This window comes from Streptomyces sp. NPDC058335, from assembly GCF_042723915.1.
Classification (GTDB): domain Bacteria; phylum Actinomycetota; class Actinomycetes; order Streptomycetales; family Streptomycetaceae; genus Streptomyces.
In genome coordinates this window covers 84809-101921 of sequence record NZ_JBHXHX010000022.1, presented here as the reverse complement: position 1 = coordinate 101921, position 17113 = coordinate 84809, and the positions used below count along the sequence as shown (strand labels likewise).

The following is a 17113-nucleotide window of genomic DNA, read 5'->3' as shown; positions in this document are numbered from 1 at the left end:
GAACCTCTGGAAAGTTGTACGCCGTCGGGTCAAGGACAGGTAAAAGGTGAGCGTTCCGCTCCCGGAGGTCACCTTTTGGCCGTGCGGGCCACACAGACCCCACCGGCGGCACCGGCCGCCCTCAGCCGCGGCGCAGCAGCCGGGTCGCTCCCGCCGCCACCGTCGTGGCGAGGATCCAGCCCAGCAGGATCATCGCCGTCTGCACCCACTGCCAGCCGCCCTGCATCCGCCACTGGCCTCCCTGTCCGAGGTCGATCACGGGCAGCAGCAGGTCGAGGGCGAACAGCGCCGGATTCCACGGCGGGTGCCCGTCCCGGCTGACGGGCGGATGGTCCGCGTGCCTGAACGCCAGGGAACTCGCCGCCCACAGCACCGCCATCCACACGGCCGCCCGGCCCGGACGGTAGCCGTAGGCCACCGTCCAGTCCTGCACGTACCCCCAGAGCTTCGCGGCCGGCGGCAGCGTCTCGCGGCGCCGGCGCTGCTTGGCGAGCAGCACCTCGCGGGCGTCCTCGTCCTCCCCGCCGGCCCGCAGCACCGCCGCCAGCCGCTCGTACGGCTCCGGGTTGTACTCGGCGGTCGCCGCGGCCACCCAGCCCAGCCGCTCGGCCAGCGGGAACGGGCCCTGCGGCACCAGGTTCTCGTACGCGAAACCGCCCATGTGCAGGTTGCCGGGGCCCGGCCAGGCCTCGGCGCGGTCCACCAGGTTGACCACCCGCGCCCCCGACAGCACCACCTTGCCGCGCTGCGGCTTCTCCCCGAGGAAGCGCAGCTCGGGCGTCTGCACCCGGCGCAGCGACAGCTCCTGGTCGTCGGTGAAGGCGAACCGGGCCCGCTCCAGGTCGACGGCGTCCCCGAACCGCCCGTCGTCCAGACGTACCCCGCCCCGGCACTCGAAGCGCTGGACGCGGGTCCCGTGCGCGGGAGTCGTGCCGCTCAGCGCCTGGCCGCCGAGGCCGGCCGGGGTCATGTAGAGGGAGCGTTCCACGGTCAGCTGGGGCGCGTTCAGCGCGAACCGGGTGTACGGGTTGGTCAGCCGGGCCCCGCGCAGGCTCAGCGAGACCCCGATCTTGGCGCTGCGCAGCCGCAGCTCGCCGTGCGACTCCAGCATCTCGGCCTGGAGGTCCTGGCCGACCGTCATGCCGTCGGCGGCGATCGAGCGGCCGGTGCGGTCGCGGTAGACGATCGCCATGTTGAGCAGCAGGTCGGTGCCGATGTGCGCGTCGGTGAGCCGGACGCCGTTGTGGAAGCGGCAGCGGGGCAGGTGCAGATCGCCCTCGGTCTGGAGCCGGGCCGCCTCCAGCCGCGGCACCGAGCAGTCCACCATGCGCAGCGTCGTCACCCGCGCCTCGGGCAGCAGCACGTCGCGCTCGAAGCGGCATCGCCTCATCTCGACGTACGGCTCGACCGTGCCCCCCGCCAGGTCGAGGCTGCCGCTGAGCTGCACGCCGACCAGCTTGAGCGAGGACACCCGGCCGGCCAGCGCGGGCGGCCCGTCCAGCAGCAGCCAGGCCACGATCCGGGCCCGTACCGTGCGGGCCTCGCCCCAGGGATGCCCGCCGTGCGGGTCGTCGACGACGGTGTCCCCGCTGCTGAGGTCGTACACGCTGCCGTTGCGGAAGGCCTGCCACATGCCGGCCTCGGCGGCGGTCAGGTCGTCCGGCAGGTCTCCGGCCTGGATGCCGGCCCCTTCCGTCACGCTGTTCAGGTCCCTTCGCTCGCGCAATGTTTCGCACACCCGTTCATGCCCGGTGAGTGACGCCCCGAACGCTAACCGTGAGGGAGATCTTCCGTTTCCGGCCACGTTCTGTATCAGCCATTGATACGCGCGGACGGGCTCCGATTCCGGTCTGAGAGAATTGACCACGTGCTGCAAAATTTCTCGCTGGCCCGAATCGATCTGCGCGGCGACGCCCTCCCCGAGGGACCCGCACTGCGCGACCTGCTGCCCCGAGCCGACTTCGACGTCTCGGCCGCCCTCGAGAAGGTGCGTCCGATCTGCGAGGCCGTGCATCATCGGGGCGACGCGGCACTGATCGACTTCGCCGAGAAGTTCGACGGCGTCCGGCTCGACCGGGTCCGGGTCCCGGCCGAGGCCCTCAGCCGCGCCCTCGAGGAACTCGACCCGGCCGTGCGCGCGGCCCTGGAGGAGTCCATCCGCCGCGCCCGTCTCGTCCACCGCGAGCAGCGCCGTACGAACCACACGACACAGGTCGTGCCCGGCGGTTCCGTGACCGAGAAGTGGGTTCCGGTCGACCGGGTCGGGCTGTACGCGCCCGGCGGACGGTCGGTCTACCCGTCCTCCGTGATCATGAACGTGGTCCCGGCCCAGGAGGCCGGCGTCGAGTCGATCGCGCTCGCCTCCCCGGCCCAGGCCGACTTCGGCGGACTGCCGCACCCGACGATCCTCGCCGCGTGCGCGCTGCTCGGCATCGACGAGGTGTACGCGGCCGGCGGCGCCACCGCCGTCGCGATGTTCGCCTACGGCACCGAGTCCTGCCCGCCCGCCAACATGGTCACCGGCCCCGGCAACATCTGGGTCGCCGCCGCCAAGCGCTACTTCACCGGCAGGATCGGCATCGACGCCGAGGCCGGCCCGACCGAGATCGCGGTCCTGGCCGACTCCACCGCCGATCCCGTCCACGTCGCCGCCGACCTGATCAGCCAGGCCGAGCACGACCCGCTGGCCGCGGCCGTCCTGGTCACCGACTCCGCCGAGCTGGCGGACGCGGTCGAGAAGGAGCTGGAGCCGCAGGTCGCGGCCACCAAGCACATCGACGACCGGATCGTCCCGGCCCTCACGGGCAGGCAGTCCGCGATCGTCCTCGTCGACGGCATGGACGAGGGCCTGCGCGTGGTCGACGCCTACGGCGCCGAGCACCTGGAGATCCAGACCGCCGACGCCGCCGCGGTCGCCGACCGGGTGCGGAACGCGGGCGCGATCTTCGTCGGACCCTGGGCGCCCGTGTCGCTCGGCGACTACGCCGCCGGGTCCAACCACGTCCTGCCCACCGGCGGCTGCGCCTGCCACTCCTCCGGCCTGTCCGTCCAGTCCTTCCTGCGCGGCATCCACATCGTCGACTACACGAAGGACGCGCTGGCCGACGTCGCGCACCACGTGGTCACGCTGGCGGAGGCGGAGGACCTGCCCGCGCACGGCGCGGCGATCAAGGCAAGGTTCGGCTGGAAGGTACCGGAGAGCACGTGACAGGCATCGACGACCTCCCCGTACGGGACGAGCTGCGAGGCAAGTCCCCCTACGGCGCGCCCCAGCTGGACGTGCCGGTACGGCTGAACACCAACGAGAACCCCTATCCGCTGCCCGAGGCGCTGGTCGAGCGGATCACCGAGCGCGTCCGCGAGGCCGCCCGCGACCTCAACCGCTACCCCGACCGGGACGCCGTCGAGCTGCGCACCCGGCTCGCCGAGTACCTGACGGACACCTCCGGGTACGAGGTCGGCCCGGCGAACGTCTGGGCCGCCAACGGCTCCAACGAGGTCATCCAGCAGCTGCTCCAGACCTTCGGCGGACCGGGACGTACGGCGATCGGCTTCGAGCCGTCGTACTCGATGCACGGCCTCATCGCGCGCGGCACCGGCACCGGATGGATCTCCGGGCCGCGCCACGAGGACTTCACCATCGACCTCGCGGCCGCCGAGAAGGCCGTCGCGGAGCACCGGCCGGACGTCGTCTTCATCACCACCCCCAACAACCCCACCGGCACCGCCGTCCCGGCCGATACCGTCCTCGCGCTGTACGAGGCCGCCCAGGCCGCGAAGCCGTCCATGGTGATCGTGGACGAGGCCTACATCGAGTTCAGCCACGGCGCCTCGCTGCTTCCGCTGCTCGAAGGTCGGCCGAATCTCGTCGTCTCGCGGACGATGTCGAAGGCCTTCGGCGCGGCCGGGCTGCGCCTCGGCTACCTCGCCGCCCACCCGGCCGTCGTGGACGCCGTCCAGCTGGTCCGGCTGCCGTACCACCTGTCGGCCGTCACCCAGGCGACCGCCCTGGCCGCCCTGGAGCACACCGGCACGCTGCTCAAGTACGTCGAGCGGCTCAAGACGGAACGGGACCGGCTGGTGAGCGAACTGCTGGCGGTCGGCTACGAGGTGACCGCCTCCGACGCCAACTTCGTCCAGTTCGGCCGGTTCGAGGACGCCCACGCGATGTGGCGGAAGATCCTCGACCGGGGCGTTCTGGTCCGCGACAACGGCGTACCGGGTTGGCTGCGGGTCACCGCCGGGACCCCCGAAGAGAACGACGCGTTCCTCGACGCGGTCCGTGAGATCAAGAAGGAGCAGGGTTCATGAGCCGTGTCGGACGCGTGGAGCGCACGACCAAGGAGACGTCCGTCCTGGTCGAGATCAATCTCGACGGCACCGGCAAGGTCGACGTGTCGACCGGTGTCGGCTTCTACGACCACATGCTCGACCAGCTCGGCCGGCACGGTCTGTTCGACCTGACCGTGAAGACCGACGGCGACCTGCACATCGACTCCCACCACACCATCGAGGACACCGCCCTCGCGCTGGGCGCCGCCTTCAAGCAGGCCCTCGGCGACAAGGTGGGCATCTACCGCTTCGGCAACTGCACGGTTCCGTTGGACGAGTCCCTCGCCCAGGTCACCGTAGACCTGTCCGGCCGCCCGTACCTCGTGCACACCGAGCCCGAGAAGATGGCGCCGATGATCGGCGAGTACGACACCACGATGACCCGGCACATCCTGGAGTCCTTCGTCGCCCAGGCCCAGATCGCGCTGCACGTGCACGTGCCCTACGGGCGCAACGCGCACCACATCGTGGAGTGCCAGTTCAAGGCGCTGGCCCGCGCCCTGCGCTACGCCTCCGAGCACGACCCGCGCGCGGCCGGCATCCTCCCCTCCACGAAGGGCGCGCTGTGACCGGCCTGTCGACCATCCTGATCGTCGTCGGCCTCTTCCTGGCCGGCGGCATCTACTCCTTCGTCAAGCAGGACATGCCGAGGAGCCTGATCGTGCTCCTCTCCATCGGTGCCGCGATGTGTCTGGTCGCGGGTGTGATGAGGCTGGAGGTGTGGAGTTGACCACCGCATCCAAGAAGGTCGTCGTCTTCGACTACGGCTTCGGCAACGTCCGCTCCGCCGAGCGCGCCCTCGCGCGCACCGGGGCCGACGTCGAGATAACGCGCGACTTCGACAAGGCGATGAACGCCGACGGGCTGCTGGTGCCGGGCGTCGGCGCCTTCGCCGCCTGCATGAAGGGCCTGCGGGACGCGCGCGGGGACTGGATCATCGACCGCCGGCTGTCCGGCGGCCGCCCGGTGCTGGGCATCTGCGTCGGCATGCAGATCCTGTTCGCGCGCGGCATCGAGCACGGCGTGGAGACCGAGGGTCTCGACGAGTGGCCCGGCGCGGTCGAGCCGCTCCAGGCCGAGATCGTGCCCCACATGGGCTGGAACACCGTGGACGCCCCGGCCGGCTCCCAGTTGTTCGCCGGCCTGGACGCGGACGCGCGCTACTACTTCGTGCACTCCTACGCCGTCCAGGACTGGTCCTTCGACGTGCGGAACCCCACGATGCGGGCCCCCGCGGTGACCTGGTCGACGCACGGCAAGCCGTTCGTGGCCGCCGTGGAGAACGGCCCGCTGTGGGCCACCCAGTTCCACCCCGAGAAGTCCGGCGACGCCGGAGCCCAGCTCCTCACCAACTGGATCGGAACCCTGTGAGCAAGCTCGAACTCCTCCCCGCCGTCGACGTCCGCGACGGCCAGGCCGTCCGGCTCGTGCACGGCGAGTCGGGGACGGAAACTTCTTACGGTTCGCCCCTGGAGGCCGCCCTCGCCTGGCAGCGCTCGGGCGCCGAGTGGCTGCACCTGGTCGACCTCGACGCCGCGTTCGGCACCGGCGACAATCGCGCGCTGATCGCCGAGGTCGCGGGCGCCATGGACATCAAGGTGGAGCTGTCCGGCGGCATCCGCGACGACGACACCCTCGCCGCCGCCCTCGCCACCGGCTGCACCCGCGTCAACCTGGGTACGGCCGCCCTGGAGACCCCCGAGTGGGTCGCCAAGGTCATCGCCGAGCACGGAGACAAGATCGCCGTCGGTCTCGACGTACGCGGCACCACCCTGCGCGGCCGCGGCTGGACCAGGGACGGCGGCGACCTCTACGAGACGCTGGCGCGCCTCGACAAGGAGGGCTGCGCGCGGTACGTCGTCACCGACATCGCCAAGGACGGCACCCTCCAGGGCCCGAACCTGGAGCTGCTGCGCAACGTGTGCGCCGCGACGGACCGGCCGGTCGTGGCCTCGGGCGGCGTGTCCTCCCTCGACGACCTGCGCGCCATCGCCGACCTGGTGCCCCTCGGTGTCGAGGGCTCCATCGTCGGGAAGGCGCTGTACGCGAAGGCGTTCACCCTGGAAGAGGCACTGGAGGCTGTGGCGTCATGACGTTCGAAGCCGTACGGCGCGTGCAGAGCGCAAGTCCCTGGGAAGAGACGTTCGGCTTCGCGCGTGCCGTCGCGGCGGGAGACATGGTGCTGGTGGCGGGCACGACGTCCTTCAAGGGCAGCGTGCTGTACGGGGAGGGCGACCCCTACGAACAGGCCAAGGTGGCCTTCACCAGCGCCCTGGAGGCGATCGCCGAGTTCGGGCTGGGACCCGGCTCGGTGGTCAGGACCCGGATGCACCTGGCGCATACGCGGGACGTCGACGAGGTGGGCCGGGCCCACAAGGAACTCTTCGACACCGTGCGCCCCGCCGCGACCCTGCTGGTCGTGGAGGGGTTCATCGATCCGCGGGTCCTGGTCTCCGTGGAACTCGAAGCATTCAGAGGACATAGAGGAGCCGTGGATTCATGACCCTGGCGGTCCGAGTCATCCCCTGCCTGGACGTGGACAACGGCCGGGTCGTCAAGGGCGTCAACTTCCAGAACCTGCGCGACGCGGGCGACCCGGTCGAGATGGCCAAGGTGTACGACGCCGAGGGCGCCGACGAGCTGACGTTCCTGGACATCACCGCCTCGTCGGGCAACCGCGAGACCACGTACGACGTGGTGCGGCGCACGGCCGAGCAGGTGTTCATCCCGCTCACCGTCGGCGGCGGGGTGCGCGCCCCCGAGGACGTGGACAAACTGCTGCGGGCCGGCGCCGACAAGGTCGGGGTCAACACGGCCGCGATCGCCCGCCCGGAGCTGATCAAGGAGATCGCCGAGCGGTTCGGCAGCCAGGTGCTGGTCCTGTCGGTCGACGCCCGCCGGACCGAGTCGGGCTCCTTCGAGGTCACCACCCACGGCGGTCGTCGCGGCACCGGCATCGACGCCGTCGAGTGGGCCCACCGGGCCGCCGAGCTGGGCGCGGGCGAGATCCTGCTCAACTCGATGGACGCGGACGGCACCAAGGACGGCTACGACCTGGAGATGATCGCGGCCGTCCGCAAGCACGTGTCGGTCCCGGTGATCGCCTCGGGCGGCGCCGGCAAGCTCTCCGACTTCCCTCCGGCGATCGAGGCCGGAGCGGACGCGGTCCTGGCCGCCTCGGTGTTCCACTTCGGCGACCTGCGCATCAGCGAGGTCAAGAACGGCCTCCGGGAAGCGGGCCACCCGGTGCGCTGACCCGTACGGCGTCGAGGTGAGCCCCGGTCACCTGGTGATCGGGGCTTACTCGTGGGCAGGAGGCCGGCCCGCCCACCGGGACGGCAACGTCCTGCGCCGGCTCGTCGCCTGCGCCTCCTCCATGGTCGGCGACAGCGTGTACGGGTGGCGGCGTACGCGATCCTCGCCGGGGCCGTCGCGACCGGCGCCCTCGCCTTCGTGCCCGGCGTGGCCGCCGCGGTCGGGGTCGCCCTGATCGTCGGGCTGCTCGCCGGGCTCAGCGGGGCCCTGTGCGGGGCTCTGCTGCAGAAGCAGACCGATCCCGCCTGCCTGGGTCGGGTCACCGCCGTCTCGGGGCTGGTCAGCCTCGGTTTCGCGCCGCTCAGCATGCCGCTGTCCGCCACCGCCATCGGGGTCTGGGGGACCGGCCCGGTCTTCGTCGTCAGCGCGGCGGTGTGCGGGCTCGGAGGTGTGGTCGTGCTCTGTGCGCGTCCTCTGCGCCAGGCGGAACTCCCCAGCTGAGCTACCCCTTCATCTGGGTCAGCTGCACCCAGTTGCCGACCGTGTCGTCGAGGATGGCCAGGTACATCGGGCCCTGCTTCTGGGGTTTCTGTGCGAAGTGCACCCCGAGGCCGCTCAGCCGCTCGAACTCCGCCCGGAGGTCGTCCACGGAGAACACGATGCAGGGCAGGCCCGCCTGTCGCAGGGCCGCGCGGTAGGGCTCCGCGATGGGGCCCTGGCCGGGTTCCAGCAACAGCTGGATGTCCTGCTGGGCACCGTCGGCCGCGCCCACGGTGACGAACAGCGTGCCGCCGCCCACGTCCATGTGCATGCGGGTCTCGAAGCCGAGGACGTCCGTGTAGAAGGCGTGGGCCTTGGCCACGTCGTCGACGTACACGCTGGTCATGGCGACCTTGATCACTGCGCGTCCTCTCAGATGCCGAGCTGCTTGCCGCTCCGCAGTGTGGCGATGGCGTCCTCCTCGCCGGCCAGTTCCACGTCGGCGGCGCTCTGCCGGCCGTACAGGAGGAGCAGCAGCTCGGACGGCTCGCCGGTCGCCGTGACGACCGGCGTGCCGCGATGGGCGACCGCCGTACGGCCGTCCGGGCGGCGCAGCACCAGGCCGGTCGGCGTACCGCGGCCCATCAGCCGGGCCGTGCGCTCCAGGCGCGACCACAGGGCGTCCTGGAAGACCGGGTCCAGCTCGCGGGGCGTCCAGTCGGGCTGGGCCCGCCGGACGTCCTCGCCGTGGACGTAGAACTCGACGATGTTCGACGCCTCGTCGAGCTGCTTGACCTGGAAGGGGGAGAAACGCGGCGGGCCGGTACGGATCAGCTGGATCAGCTCCTCGTACGGCTTGGCGGCGAACTCCTCCATCGCCCTGTCCAGCCGCGACGCGAGCTGCTTGATCAGGAGACCCCCGGCCGCGTCGGGCCGGCGCTCGCGCACCACCACGTGCGCGGCGAGGTCGCGGGTCCGCCAGCCCTCGCAGAGGGTCGGCGCCTCCGGGCCCGCCGTCTCCAACAGGTCGGCGAGAAGGAGCCGTTCACGCTTGGCGAAAGTCGACATGTGGCCAGCCTACGACCGCCCGCCGGGTCCGCACAGTGGACACCGGCCCGGGAGTGTCACCGCCGCGCGGCACAATGGCCCCATGACCAGCCAGCCCCGGCCCAGCGGCCTAGACCCGGAGATCGGCGCCCGCCTCAAGCGCAGCCCCGACGGACTCCTGCCCGCCATCGCCCAGCAGTACGACACCGGAGAGGTGCTCATGCTCGGCTGGATGGACGACGAGGCGCTGCACCGCACCCTGACGACCGGCCGGTGCACCTACTGGTCGCGCAGCCGCCGCGAGTACTGGGTCAAGGGCGACACCTCCGGCCACTTCCAGTGGGTCAGGTCGGTCGCCCTGGACTGCGACGCCGACACCGTGCTGGTCAAGGTCGACCAGGTCGGCGCCGCCTGCCACACCGGCGCCCGCACCTGCTTCGACGCCGACGTGCTCCTCAAGGACGCCGATTCCGGCGTACCGGCCTCGGATCAGTAAGGTCAGCCGCCATGGACCTCGAGACGTTCCGCAAGCTGGCCACCGACCGCCGTGTCGTTCCGGTCACCCGCAAGCTCCTCGCAGACGGCGACACCCCGGTCGCGCTCTACCGCAAGCTCGCGGCCGAGCGCTCCGGCACGTTCCTGCTGGAGTCCGCGGAGAACGGCCGCTCCTGGTCCCGGTACTCGTTCGTCGGCGTGCGCTCGGCGGCCACCCTCACCGCACGCGACGGGCAGGCCCACTGGCTCGGCACCCCGCCCGTCGGCGTCCCCTCCGAGGGCGATCCGCTGGCCGCCCTGCGCGCCACCGTCGAAGCCCTGCACACCCCCCACCAGGAGGGCCTGCCGCCCTTCACCGGCGGCATGGTCGGCTACCTCGGCTACGACATCGTCCGCCGCCTGGAGAAGATCGGCCCCGGCGAGCGCGACGACCTGAAGCTGCCGGAGCTGACCATGCTCCTCACCAGCGACCTCGCGGTGATGGACCACTGGGAGGGCTCGGTCCTGCTGATCGCCAACGCGATCAACCACAACGACCTCGAGACGGGCGTGGACGAGGCCTACGCGGACGCCGTGGCCCGCCTGGACGCCATGGAGGCGGACCTCTCGCGCGCGGTGGCCCAGCCGCCCGCCGTCCTGCCCCCCTCCGAACTCCCCGCGTACACGGCCCTGTGGGGCGGCCCCGACTTCCAACGGGCAGTCGAGGACGTCAAGGAGCGTATCCGCGCGGGCGAGGCCTTCCAGGTCGTCCCCTCCCAGCGGTTCGAGACACCGTGCACGGCGAGCGCGCTGGACGTCTACCGGGTCCTCAGGGCCACCAACCCCTCGCCGTACATGTACCTGTTCCGCTTCGACGGCTTCGACGTCGTGGGCTCCTCCCCGGAAGCCCTGGTCAAGGTCGAGGACGGGCGGGCCATGGTCCACCCCATCGCCGGCACCCGGCACCGCGGGGCGACCCCGCAGGAGGACCAGGCCCTCGCCGACGAGCTGCTCGCCGACCCCAAGGAGCGCGCCGAGCACCTCATGCTCGTCGACCTGGGGCGCAACGACCTGGGGCGGGTCTGCGAGCCCGGCTCCGTCGAGGTCGTCGACTTCATGTCCGTCGAGCGGTACTCCCACGTCATGCACATCGTCTCGACGGTCACGGGCCGGGTCGCGCCGGGCCGCACCGCCTTCGACGTCCTCACCGCCTGCTTCCCGGCCGGCACCCTCTCGGGTGCCCCCAAGCCCCGCGCCATGCAGATCATCGACGAGCTGGAGCCCTCCCGCCGCGGCCTGTACGGCGGCTGCGTCGGCTACCTGGACTTCGCGGGCGACTCCGACACCGCCATCGCCATCCGCACCGCCCTGCTGCGCGACGGCACCGCCTACGTCCAGGCCGGCGCCGGCATCGTCGCGGACTCCGACCCGGTCGCCGAGGACCAGGAGTGCCGCAACAAGGCGGCGGCCGTGCTCCGCGCGGTCCACACGGCCAACCGACTGGCCAGGTAGGGCGCTTCACGCGCGGGGAGCGGCGCGCGAGTGGGAGCGGAAGCGGAGTAGGACGAGTGTCACGTGCGCCCCGGGTGACGGTTCGCCCGGGGTTCAGGCGATAGTGGAGTACGTGACTGCTGTTCCTCCTCCCCGTTCCGAATCCGCCGCTCCCGCCCGGTCCGGGCGCCGGAGCCTCGCGCTCGCCCTGATGTGCGGCGCGCTGGGCGCGGCACTGGCCCTGCTCGCGACCCGGCAGCGCTGGTCGGAGGGCACGGCCACGGTGGCCGGCGGCGCCTTCCCCCTGACCGCCAAGGGCAGTGACGTCACGGGCGTCCCCGCGGCGCTCGCCATAGTGGGCCTCGCCGCGCTGGTCGCCGTCTTCGCCGTCCGCAGGGCGGGCCGCTTCGCGGTCTCCGCCCTCCTCGCGCTCTCCGGCGCCGGTATCGTCGCCGCCGCGCTGTTCGGGGCCTCCGACAGCTCGGCGCTCGACGACAAGGCCGCCAAGGCCTCCGGCGACACCTCCGCGACCGTCGCCTCCCTCACGCACACGGCCTGGCCCTACGCCGCCGCGGTGGGCGGCGCCCTGATCCTCCTGGCCGGCCTGCTCGCCCTGCGCTACGGCCGCCTGTGGCCGGCCATGTCGGGCCGCTACGAGCGCGACGGCGCCCCCCGCCTCCGGCGCAAGGCCCCGGTCGTCGACCCCGACCGGCCCGAGGACATCTGGAAGGCCCTGGACCGCGGCGAGGACCCCACGGGCATGGGCCCGGCCTGATCCGCGCCCGGTCCGGTTTCCCGATGTGGTGAACCAGACTCGAACGGAAGCGACCCCAGGACCTGGCACGCGTGCGCGTACGGGACAATGGACGACGAGCCTCCGGCTCGGACACGTACGACCCGTACGCCACATAGACAGCAACGAGGAGCAAGTCATGGCGGGCAGCAGCCACGGACACACCCCGGCCGCCTGGACCGGTGTCATCATCGCCTTCATCGGTTTCTGCGTCGCGGGCGCGTTCATGGTGATGGCCGAGCCGCTCGGCTTCTGGGCCGGCATGGCGATCGTCGTCCTCGGCGGTGTCGTCGGCGGCATCATGCGTGCCATGGGCCTCGGCATGCCGAAGGACGCCCATCCGGTGCACCAGGTGACGGCGACGGCGACGCGCGAGCCGGCCGTCGCCGAGCGCTGAACCCCGCGAACCTCGGGTGAGGGGCGGCCGGTGCGCAACCACCGGCCGCCCCTCACGCGCGCGTGCGGCCGTCGCGGGGCACAATGCGAGGCGTGAACGCCGACAGCCACAGCGTGACGCCGCCCGCCCCCGCTCCCGCGAGCGTCCTGGCCCGGCTCGTGGTGCCCGCCGGGATCCTCGCGGCCGTCGTCGGCGCCTTCGCGTACGTGGCCGCCGTCGACCCCAACGAGCCGGGCCACTACCCGGTCTGCCCGCTGCTGCGGGTCACCGGCCTCCACTGTCCCGGCTGCGGCGGCCTGCGCAGCGCCCACGCCTTCGCGCACGGCGACCTGGTGACCGCCCTGCACGCCAACGCGATGGCGGTGGCGGCCTACGTGGGCTTCGCCGTGCTGTGGACCGTCTGGGTGGTCCGCGTGGCGCGCGGCCGACCGGTCCGCATCGATCCCGGACCCGTCCAGCTGTGGACGCTGGGCGCATTGCTGCTGGTCTTCACGGTTGTCCGGAACCTGCCGTACGGCGGGTGGTTGCAGCCTTGATCACTTGGTGAACGTCCAGGACGGGAGCACCTCCCGCCCGAGCCGTGCGAAGCTGGTTCGAGGGTGAGGGAGGGACCGTCCTCCACCGGATGCGAGGCGATCGGCCTCCTCCGGATACCATCGCAGTGACCATCGATTTCCTCTGGTCGCTGGAACTGTCAACCGTCTGGAAGGGGGCCGCTCGCGTGAGTGTGCTCGACGAGATCATCGACGGAGTCCGTGCCGACCTCGCGGAGCGGCAGGCGCGCGTCAGCCTCGACGAGCTCAAGGAGCGCGCGGCCAAGGCCCCCGCAGCCAAGGACGGGGTCGCCGCGCTCAGGGGCGACGGCGTCAAGGTGATCTGCGAGGTCAAGCGCTCCAGCCCCTCCAAGGGCGCGCTGGCCGCGATCGCCGACCCGGCCGCACTGGCCGCCGACTACGAGGCGGGCGGCGCCGCCGTCATCTCCGTCCTCACCGAACAGCGCCGCTTCGGCGGCTCGCTCGCCGACCTCGAAGCGGTCCGCGCGCGCGTCGACATCCCGGTGCTGCGCAAGGACTTCATCGTCACGTCGTACCAGCTCTGGGAGGCCCGCGCGTACGGCGCCGACCTCGCGCTGCTGATCGTCGCAGCCCTCGACCAGTCGGCCCTGGAGTCGCTGATCGAGCGTGCCGTCTCCATCGGCCTCACCCCGCTCGTCGAGGTGCACGACGAGGACGAGGTCGAGCGCGCGGTGGACGCGGGCGCCAAGGTGATCGGCGTCAACGCGCGCAACCTCAAGACCCTCGAGGTCGACCGGGGCACGTTCGAGCGGGTCGCCCCCGAGATCCCGGACCACCTCGTCAAGATCGCCGAGTCCGGCGTCCGGGGCCCGCACGACCTCATCGCCTACGCCAACGCCGGCGCCGACGCGGTCCTGGTCGGCGAGTCCCTCGTCACCGGCCGCGACCCGAAGACGGCGGTCGCCGACCTGGTGGCGGCGGGCGAACACCCCGCACTGCGGCACGGCCGGGGCTGACCGCCGGTAAGGTTGCCCCGATGACTTCGACGACCTCCCTGACGACCACGGAACGGTACGCCCGCCTGGCGCGCGGCTGCCGCCCCCGTGGATGCCGTGCGCCCGCGAGGCGGGTACACGGCCGCCGGGTTCGGTACGTCATCGGAGACGAACCGGGGCAGGTCAACGGCATGCGATGGCAGCGGCCGACCTTCAGGGGCGCGGGGCAGTGCCCGAATCTGCGACTCGGCCACGCGGGCGCGACCAGCCACAGCGGGCTCGCAGCCGACTGATCATCCCCGCCCCCACGGCGACTGGCTTTCACACAACTCACCGTGAGGTTTCCGCATGCCCAGCGAGTTCTTCATTCCCGACCCGGACGGTCGAGTCCCCACCGTCGAAGGCTACTTCGGCGCGTTCGGCGGCAAGTTCATCCCGGAGGCCCTCGTCGCCGCCGTGGACGAGGTCGCCGTCGAGTACGACAAGGCGAAGCACGACCCCGAGTTCGCCCGCGAACTCGACGACCTGCTCGTGCACTACACCGGCCGGCCCAGCTCCCTCACCGAGGTGCCGCGGTTCGCCGAACACGCCGGCGGCGCCCGGGTGTTCCTCAAGCGCGAGGATCTCAACCACACCGGCTCCCACAAGATCAACAACGTGCTCGGCCAGGCCCTGCTCACCAAGCGCATGGGCAAGACGCGTGTCATCGCGGAGACCGGCGCGGGCCAGCACGGCGTCGCCACCGCCACCGCCTGCGCGCTGTTCGGCCTCGAATGCACCATCTACATGGGTGAGATCGACACCCAGCGGCAGGCCCTCAACGTGGCGCGGATGCGCATGCTCGGCGCCGAGGTCGTCGCGGTGAAGTCCGGCAGCCGCACGCTGAAGGACGCCATCAACGAGGCCTTCCGCGACTGGGTCGCCAACGTCGACCGCACCCACTACCTGTTCGGCACGGTCGCCGGTCCGCACCCCTTCCCGGCGATGGTCCGCGACTTCCACCGCGTCATCGGCGTCGAGGCCCGCCGCCAGATCCTGGAGCGCGCCGGACGCCTGCCCGACGCGGCCGTCGCCTGCGTCGGCGGCGGTTCCAACGCCATCGGCCTCTTCCACGCCTTCATCCCGGACGCGGACGTACGCCTCATCGGCTGCGAGCCGGCCGGCCACGGCGTCGAGACCGGCGAGCACGCCGCGACCCTCACGGCCGGCGAGCCCGGCATCCTGCACGGCTCCCGTTCCTACGTCCTCCAGGACGACGAGGGCCAGATCACCGAGCCGTACTCCATCTCGGCCGGTCTGGACTACCCGGGCATCGGCCCCGAGCACTCCTACCTCAAGGACACCGGCCGCGCCGAGTACCGCGCGGTCACCGACGACGCCGCCATGCAGGCGTTGCGGCTGCTGTCGCGCACCGAGGGCATCATCCCGGCCATCGAGAGCGCGCACGCGCTGGCCGGCGCCCTGGAGGTCGGCACGGAGCTGGGCAAGGACGGGCTGATCGTCATCAACCTGTCCGGCCGCGGCGACAAGGACATGGACACGGCCGCCCGCTACTTCGGCCTGTACGACACCGATGCCGAGGTCGCCGCCGACGCGACCGCCACCGCCGAGATCGAGGGGGACGCCAAGTGAGCGCGGCCGGATTGAACAGCAAAAGGGGCCAGCTGCTGTCGGACACCCTCGCCGCGGCCAAGGCCGAGGGGCGCGCCGCGCTCATCGCCTACCTTCCGGCCGGGTTCCCGACCGTCGACGGCGGCATCGAGGCGATCAAGGCCGTCCTGGACGGCGGCGCCGACATCGTCGAGGTGGGTCTGCCGCACAGCGACCCCGTCCTCGACGGCCCGGTCATCCAGACCGCCGACGACATCGCACTGCGCGGCGGCGTGCGGATCGCGGACGTCATGCGCACGGTCCGGGAGTCGTACGAGGCCACCGGGAAGCCGGTCCTCGTCATGACCTACTGGAACCCCATCGACCGCTACGGCGTCGAGCGCTTCACCGCCGAACTGGCCGAGGCGGGCGGGGCGGGCTGCATCCTGCCCGACCTGCCCGTGCAGGAGTCGGCGCTGTGGAGGGAGCACGCCGAGAAGCACGGCCTCGCGACGGTCTTCGTCGTGGCGCCCAGCAGCCAGGACGCGCGGCTCGCCACGATCACCGAGGCGGGCAGCGGCTTCGTGTACGCCGCCTCGCTGATGGGTGTCACCGGCACCCGAGAGTCGGTGGGCGCGCAGGCCCAGGACCTGGTCGAACGCACCCGCGCGACCGGCACCGCACTGCCCGTCTGCGTCGGCCTCGGCGTGTCCGACGCCCGGCAGGCCGCCGAGGTCGCCGGCTTCGCCGACGGAGTGATCGTCGGCTCGGCCTTCGTCAAGCGGATGCTCGACGCCCCGGACGACGCGGCCGGTGTCGAGGCCGTGCGCGCGCTCGCGGGCGAGCTGGCGAAGGGCGTGCGCGGGCAGGCGTAGCTCGCCCGGCACGGGAAGAATCGGTCACTCGAACGGGTGGACATGGGACCGGGGAGGCGCTGGGCGCCTCCCCGGTTCGTTTCCGGGGTGTGAGCGAGAAGAATCGTGACAGGAAGCGCACCGCCCGGGAGCGGCTGGCGGCCGAGCGTGAGAAGCAGAAGGCCGCGCAGCGGCGGCGCCGGACACTGATCGTCGCCGCGAGCGTCGTCTGCGTACTGGGCCTGGCCGCGGTCATCGGCATCGTCGCCGCGAACGCCGGCAAGGACGACGGCGGTGACAGCGCGGGCCCGGTCGTGGCGCCCTCGGGCGCGCAGGGCAAGGACGCCCTCGCGATCCCCGTCGGCAAGGAGAGCGCCAGGTCCACGCTCACCGTGTGGGAGGACTTCCGCTGCCCGGCCTGCAAGTCCTTCGAGGACACCTACCGCTCGACGATCCATGAGCTGACCGACGCCGGAAAGCTCAAGGTGGAGTACCACCTGGCCACCATCATCGACGGCAACATGGGCGGCAGCGGCTCCCGCACGGCGGCCAACGCCGCGGCCTGCGCCCAGGACGCCGGGAAGTTCCCCGCCTATCACGACGTGCTGTACGAGAACCAGCCGGAGGAGACCGACGACGCGTTCGCCGACCACGACAAGCTCTTCGAACTCGCCGGCAAGGTCGACGGCCTCGTCACGCCCGCCTTCCGCACCTGCGTGGAGAAGGGCACCCACGACAGCTGGGTCGACAAGTCCAACCAGGCCTTCCGCGGCGGCGGCTTCACCGGCACCCCGACCGTCCTGTTCAACGGCAAGAACATCTACCAGGACCAGACGATGACGCCGGCCAAGCTGAAGAAAATGGTGGAGGAGGCCGACCAGGGGTGAGCC

At 71.8% G+C, this 17113-nt stretch carries 21 protein-coding genes and 1 pseudogene; 19 read left to right on the top strand and 3 right to left on the bottom strand.

The window, feature by feature from the left end; genetic code table 11:
* Window positions 1-121: 121 nt before the first annotated feature.
* Entirely contained in the window at window positions 122-1699 is a 1578-nt protein-coding gene (locus ACFWJX_RS33670; RefSeq protein ID WP_383250120.1) for an oxidoreductase, read from the bottom strand.
* 168 nt (window positions 1700-1867) lie between these two features.
* Between ACFWJX_RS33670 and hisD the strand changes: the two genes are divergently transcribed.
* The 9 genes and pseudogenes from hisD to ACFWJX_RS33625 form a co-directional block, all read left to right on the top strand.
* Entirely contained in the window at window positions 1868-3208 is a 1341-nt protein-coding gene (hisD, locus tag ACFWJX_RS33665; RefSeq protein ID WP_383250119.1) for a histidinol dehydrogenase, read from the top strand.
* Window positions 3205-4311 carry a histidinol-phosphate transaminase gene (locus tag ACFWJX_RS33660; protein ID WP_383250118.1) on the top strand — a complete coding sequence of 369 codons (1107 nt, stop codon included), beginning with the start codon at window positions 3205-3207 and terminating at the stop codon, window positions 4309-4311. The genes hisD and ACFWJX_RS33660 overlap by 4 nt, the downstream gene beginning before the upstream one ends.
* Window positions 4308-4901 carry an imidazoleglycerol-phosphate dehydratase HisB gene (hisB, locus tag ACFWJX_RS33655; protein WP_383250117.1) on the top strand — a complete coding sequence of 198 codons (594 nt, stop codon included), beginning with the start codon at window positions 4308-4310 and terminating at the stop codon, window positions 4899-4901. The genes ACFWJX_RS33660 and hisB overlap by 4 nt, the downstream gene beginning before the upstream one ends.
* Entirely contained in the window at window positions 4898-5062 is a 165-nt protein-coding gene (locus tag ACFWJX_RS33650) for a hypothetical protein (RefSeq protein WP_170109940.1), read from the top strand. Before hisB ends, ACFWJX_RS33650 begins: the two co-directional genes overlap by 4 nt.
* Complete coding sequence (gene hisH / locus ACFWJX_RS33645) at window positions 5053-5703, top strand: imidazole glycerol phosphate synthase subunit HisH (RefSeq protein WP_383250116.1); 651 nt, start codon at window positions 5053-5055, stop codon at window positions 5701-5703. The genes ACFWJX_RS33650 and hisH overlap by 10 nt, the downstream gene beginning before the upstream one ends.
* Window positions 5700-6425 carry a bifunctional 1-(5-phosphoribosyl)-5-((5-phosphoribosylamino)methylideneamino)imidazole-4-carboxamide isomerase/phosphoribosylanthranilate isomerase PriA gene (gene priA / locus ACFWJX_RS33640; protein ID WP_383250115.1) on the top strand — a complete coding sequence of 242 codons (726 nt, stop codon included), beginning with the start codon at window positions 5700-5702 and terminating at the stop codon, window positions 6423-6425. The genes hisH and priA overlap by 4 nt, the downstream gene beginning before the upstream one ends.
* Window positions 6422-6835, top strand: coding sequence for a RidA family protein (locus ACFWJX_RS33635; RefSeq protein WP_383250114.1), 414 nt, complete (start codon window positions 6422-6424; stop codon window positions 6833-6835). The genes priA and ACFWJX_RS33635 overlap by 4 nt, the downstream gene beginning before the upstream one ends.
* Window positions 6832-7587 (top strand): imidazole glycerol phosphate synthase subunit HisF, encoded by a 756-nt coding sequence (hisF, locus tag ACFWJX_RS33630; protein WP_383250113.1) that lies wholly within the window; start codon window positions 6832-6834, stop codon window positions 7585-7587. Before ACFWJX_RS33635 ends, hisF begins: the two co-directional genes overlap by 4 nt.
* A 141-nt stretch (window positions 7588-7728) precedes the next feature.
* Window positions 7729-8088: pseudogene (locus ACFWJX_RS33625) on the top strand (MFS transporter); the annotation flags it as partial.
* A gap of 1 nt (window position 8089) precedes the next feature.
* On the opposite strand, the gene ACFWJX_RS33620 reads toward ACFWJX_RS33625, so the two are convergent.
* Both ACFWJX_RS33620 and ACFWJX_RS33615 read right to left on the bottom strand, forming a co-directional pair.
* Window positions 8090-8488 (bottom strand): VOC family protein, encoded by a 399-nt coding sequence (locus ACFWJX_RS33620; protein WP_383250112.1) that lies wholly within the window; start codon window positions 8486-8488, stop codon window positions 8090-8092.
* An 11-nt stretch (window positions 8489-8499) separates the two neighbouring features.
* Window positions 8500-9135, bottom strand: a complete 636-nt coding sequence (locus ACFWJX_RS33615) for a TIGR03085 family metal-binding protein (protein ID WP_383250111.1) — start codon at window positions 9133-9135, stop codon at window positions 8500-8502.
* Between the two features lie 82 nt (window positions 9136-9217).
* Here ACFWJX_RS33615 and hisI point away from each other — a divergent pair, with 82 nt between their 5' ends.
* The 10 genes from hisI to ACFWJX_RS33565 all read left to right on the top strand — a co-directional run bounded on the left by hisI (window position 9218) and on the right by ACFWJX_RS33565 (window position 17110).
* Window positions 9218-9610 carry a phosphoribosyl-AMP cyclohydrolase gene (gene hisI / locus ACFWJX_RS33610; protein ID WP_383250110.1) on the top strand — a complete coding sequence of 131 codons (393 nt, stop codon included), beginning with the start codon at window positions 9218-9220 and terminating at the stop codon, window positions 9608-9610.
* Between the two features lie 11 nt (window positions 9611-9621).
* Window positions 9622-11100, top strand: coding sequence for an anthranilate synthase component I (locus ACFWJX_RS33605; protein ID WP_383250109.1), 1479 nt, complete (start codon window positions 9622-9624; stop codon window positions 11098-11100).
* 103 nt (window positions 11101-11203) lie between these two features.
* Window positions 11204-11854 carry a TIGR02234 family membrane protein gene (locus tag ACFWJX_RS33600; protein WP_383250108.1) on the top strand — a complete coding sequence of 217 codons (651 nt, stop codon included), beginning with the start codon at window positions 11204-11206 and terminating at the stop codon, window positions 11852-11854.
* 157 nt (window positions 11855-12011) lie between these two features.
* A complete protein-coding gene (locus ACFWJX_RS33595; protein WP_383250107.1) occupies window positions 12012-12269 on the top strand; it encodes an HGxxPAAW family protein in 258 nt (85 codons plus the stop codon).
* An 83-nt stretch (window positions 12270-12352) separates the two neighbouring features.
* A complete protein-coding gene (locus ACFWJX_RS33590; RefSeq protein ID WP_383250106.1) occupies window positions 12353-12805 on the top strand; it encodes a DUF2752 domain-containing protein in 453 nt (150 codons plus the stop codon).
* A 185-nt stretch (window positions 12806-12990) separates the two neighbouring features.
* Window positions 12991-13800, top strand: a complete 810-nt coding sequence (gene trpC, locus ACFWJX_RS33585; protein ID WP_383250105.1) for an indole-3-glycerol phosphate synthase TrpC — start codon at window positions 12991-12993, stop codon at window positions 13798-13800.
* Between the two features lie 20 nt (window positions 13801-13820).
* On the top strand, window positions 13821-14072 hold the full coding sequence (trpM, locus tag ACFWJX_RS33580; RefSeq protein WP_383250104.1) for a tryptophan biosynthesis modulator TrpM: 252 nt from the start codon (window positions 13821-13823) through the stop codon (window positions 14070-14072).
* Window positions 14073-14127: 55 nt separating this feature from the next.
* Complete coding sequence (trpB, locus tag ACFWJX_RS33575) at window positions 14128-15411, top strand: tryptophan synthase subunit beta (protein WP_383250103.1); 1284 nt, start codon at window positions 14128-14130, stop codon at window positions 15409-15411.
* An 11-nt stretch (window positions 15412-15422) separates the two neighbouring features.
* On the top strand, window positions 15423-16244 hold the full coding sequence (trpA, locus tag ACFWJX_RS33570; protein ID WP_383250102.1) for a tryptophan synthase subunit alpha: 822 nt from the start codon (window positions 15423-15425) through the stop codon (window positions 16242-16244).
* 89 nt (window positions 16245-16333) lie between these two features.
* Window positions 16334-17110, top strand: a complete 777-nt coding sequence (locus ACFWJX_RS33565) for a thioredoxin domain-containing protein (RefSeq protein WP_383250101.1) — start codon at window positions 16334-16336, stop codon at window positions 17108-17110.
* Window positions 17111-17113: the final 3 nt, after the last annotated feature.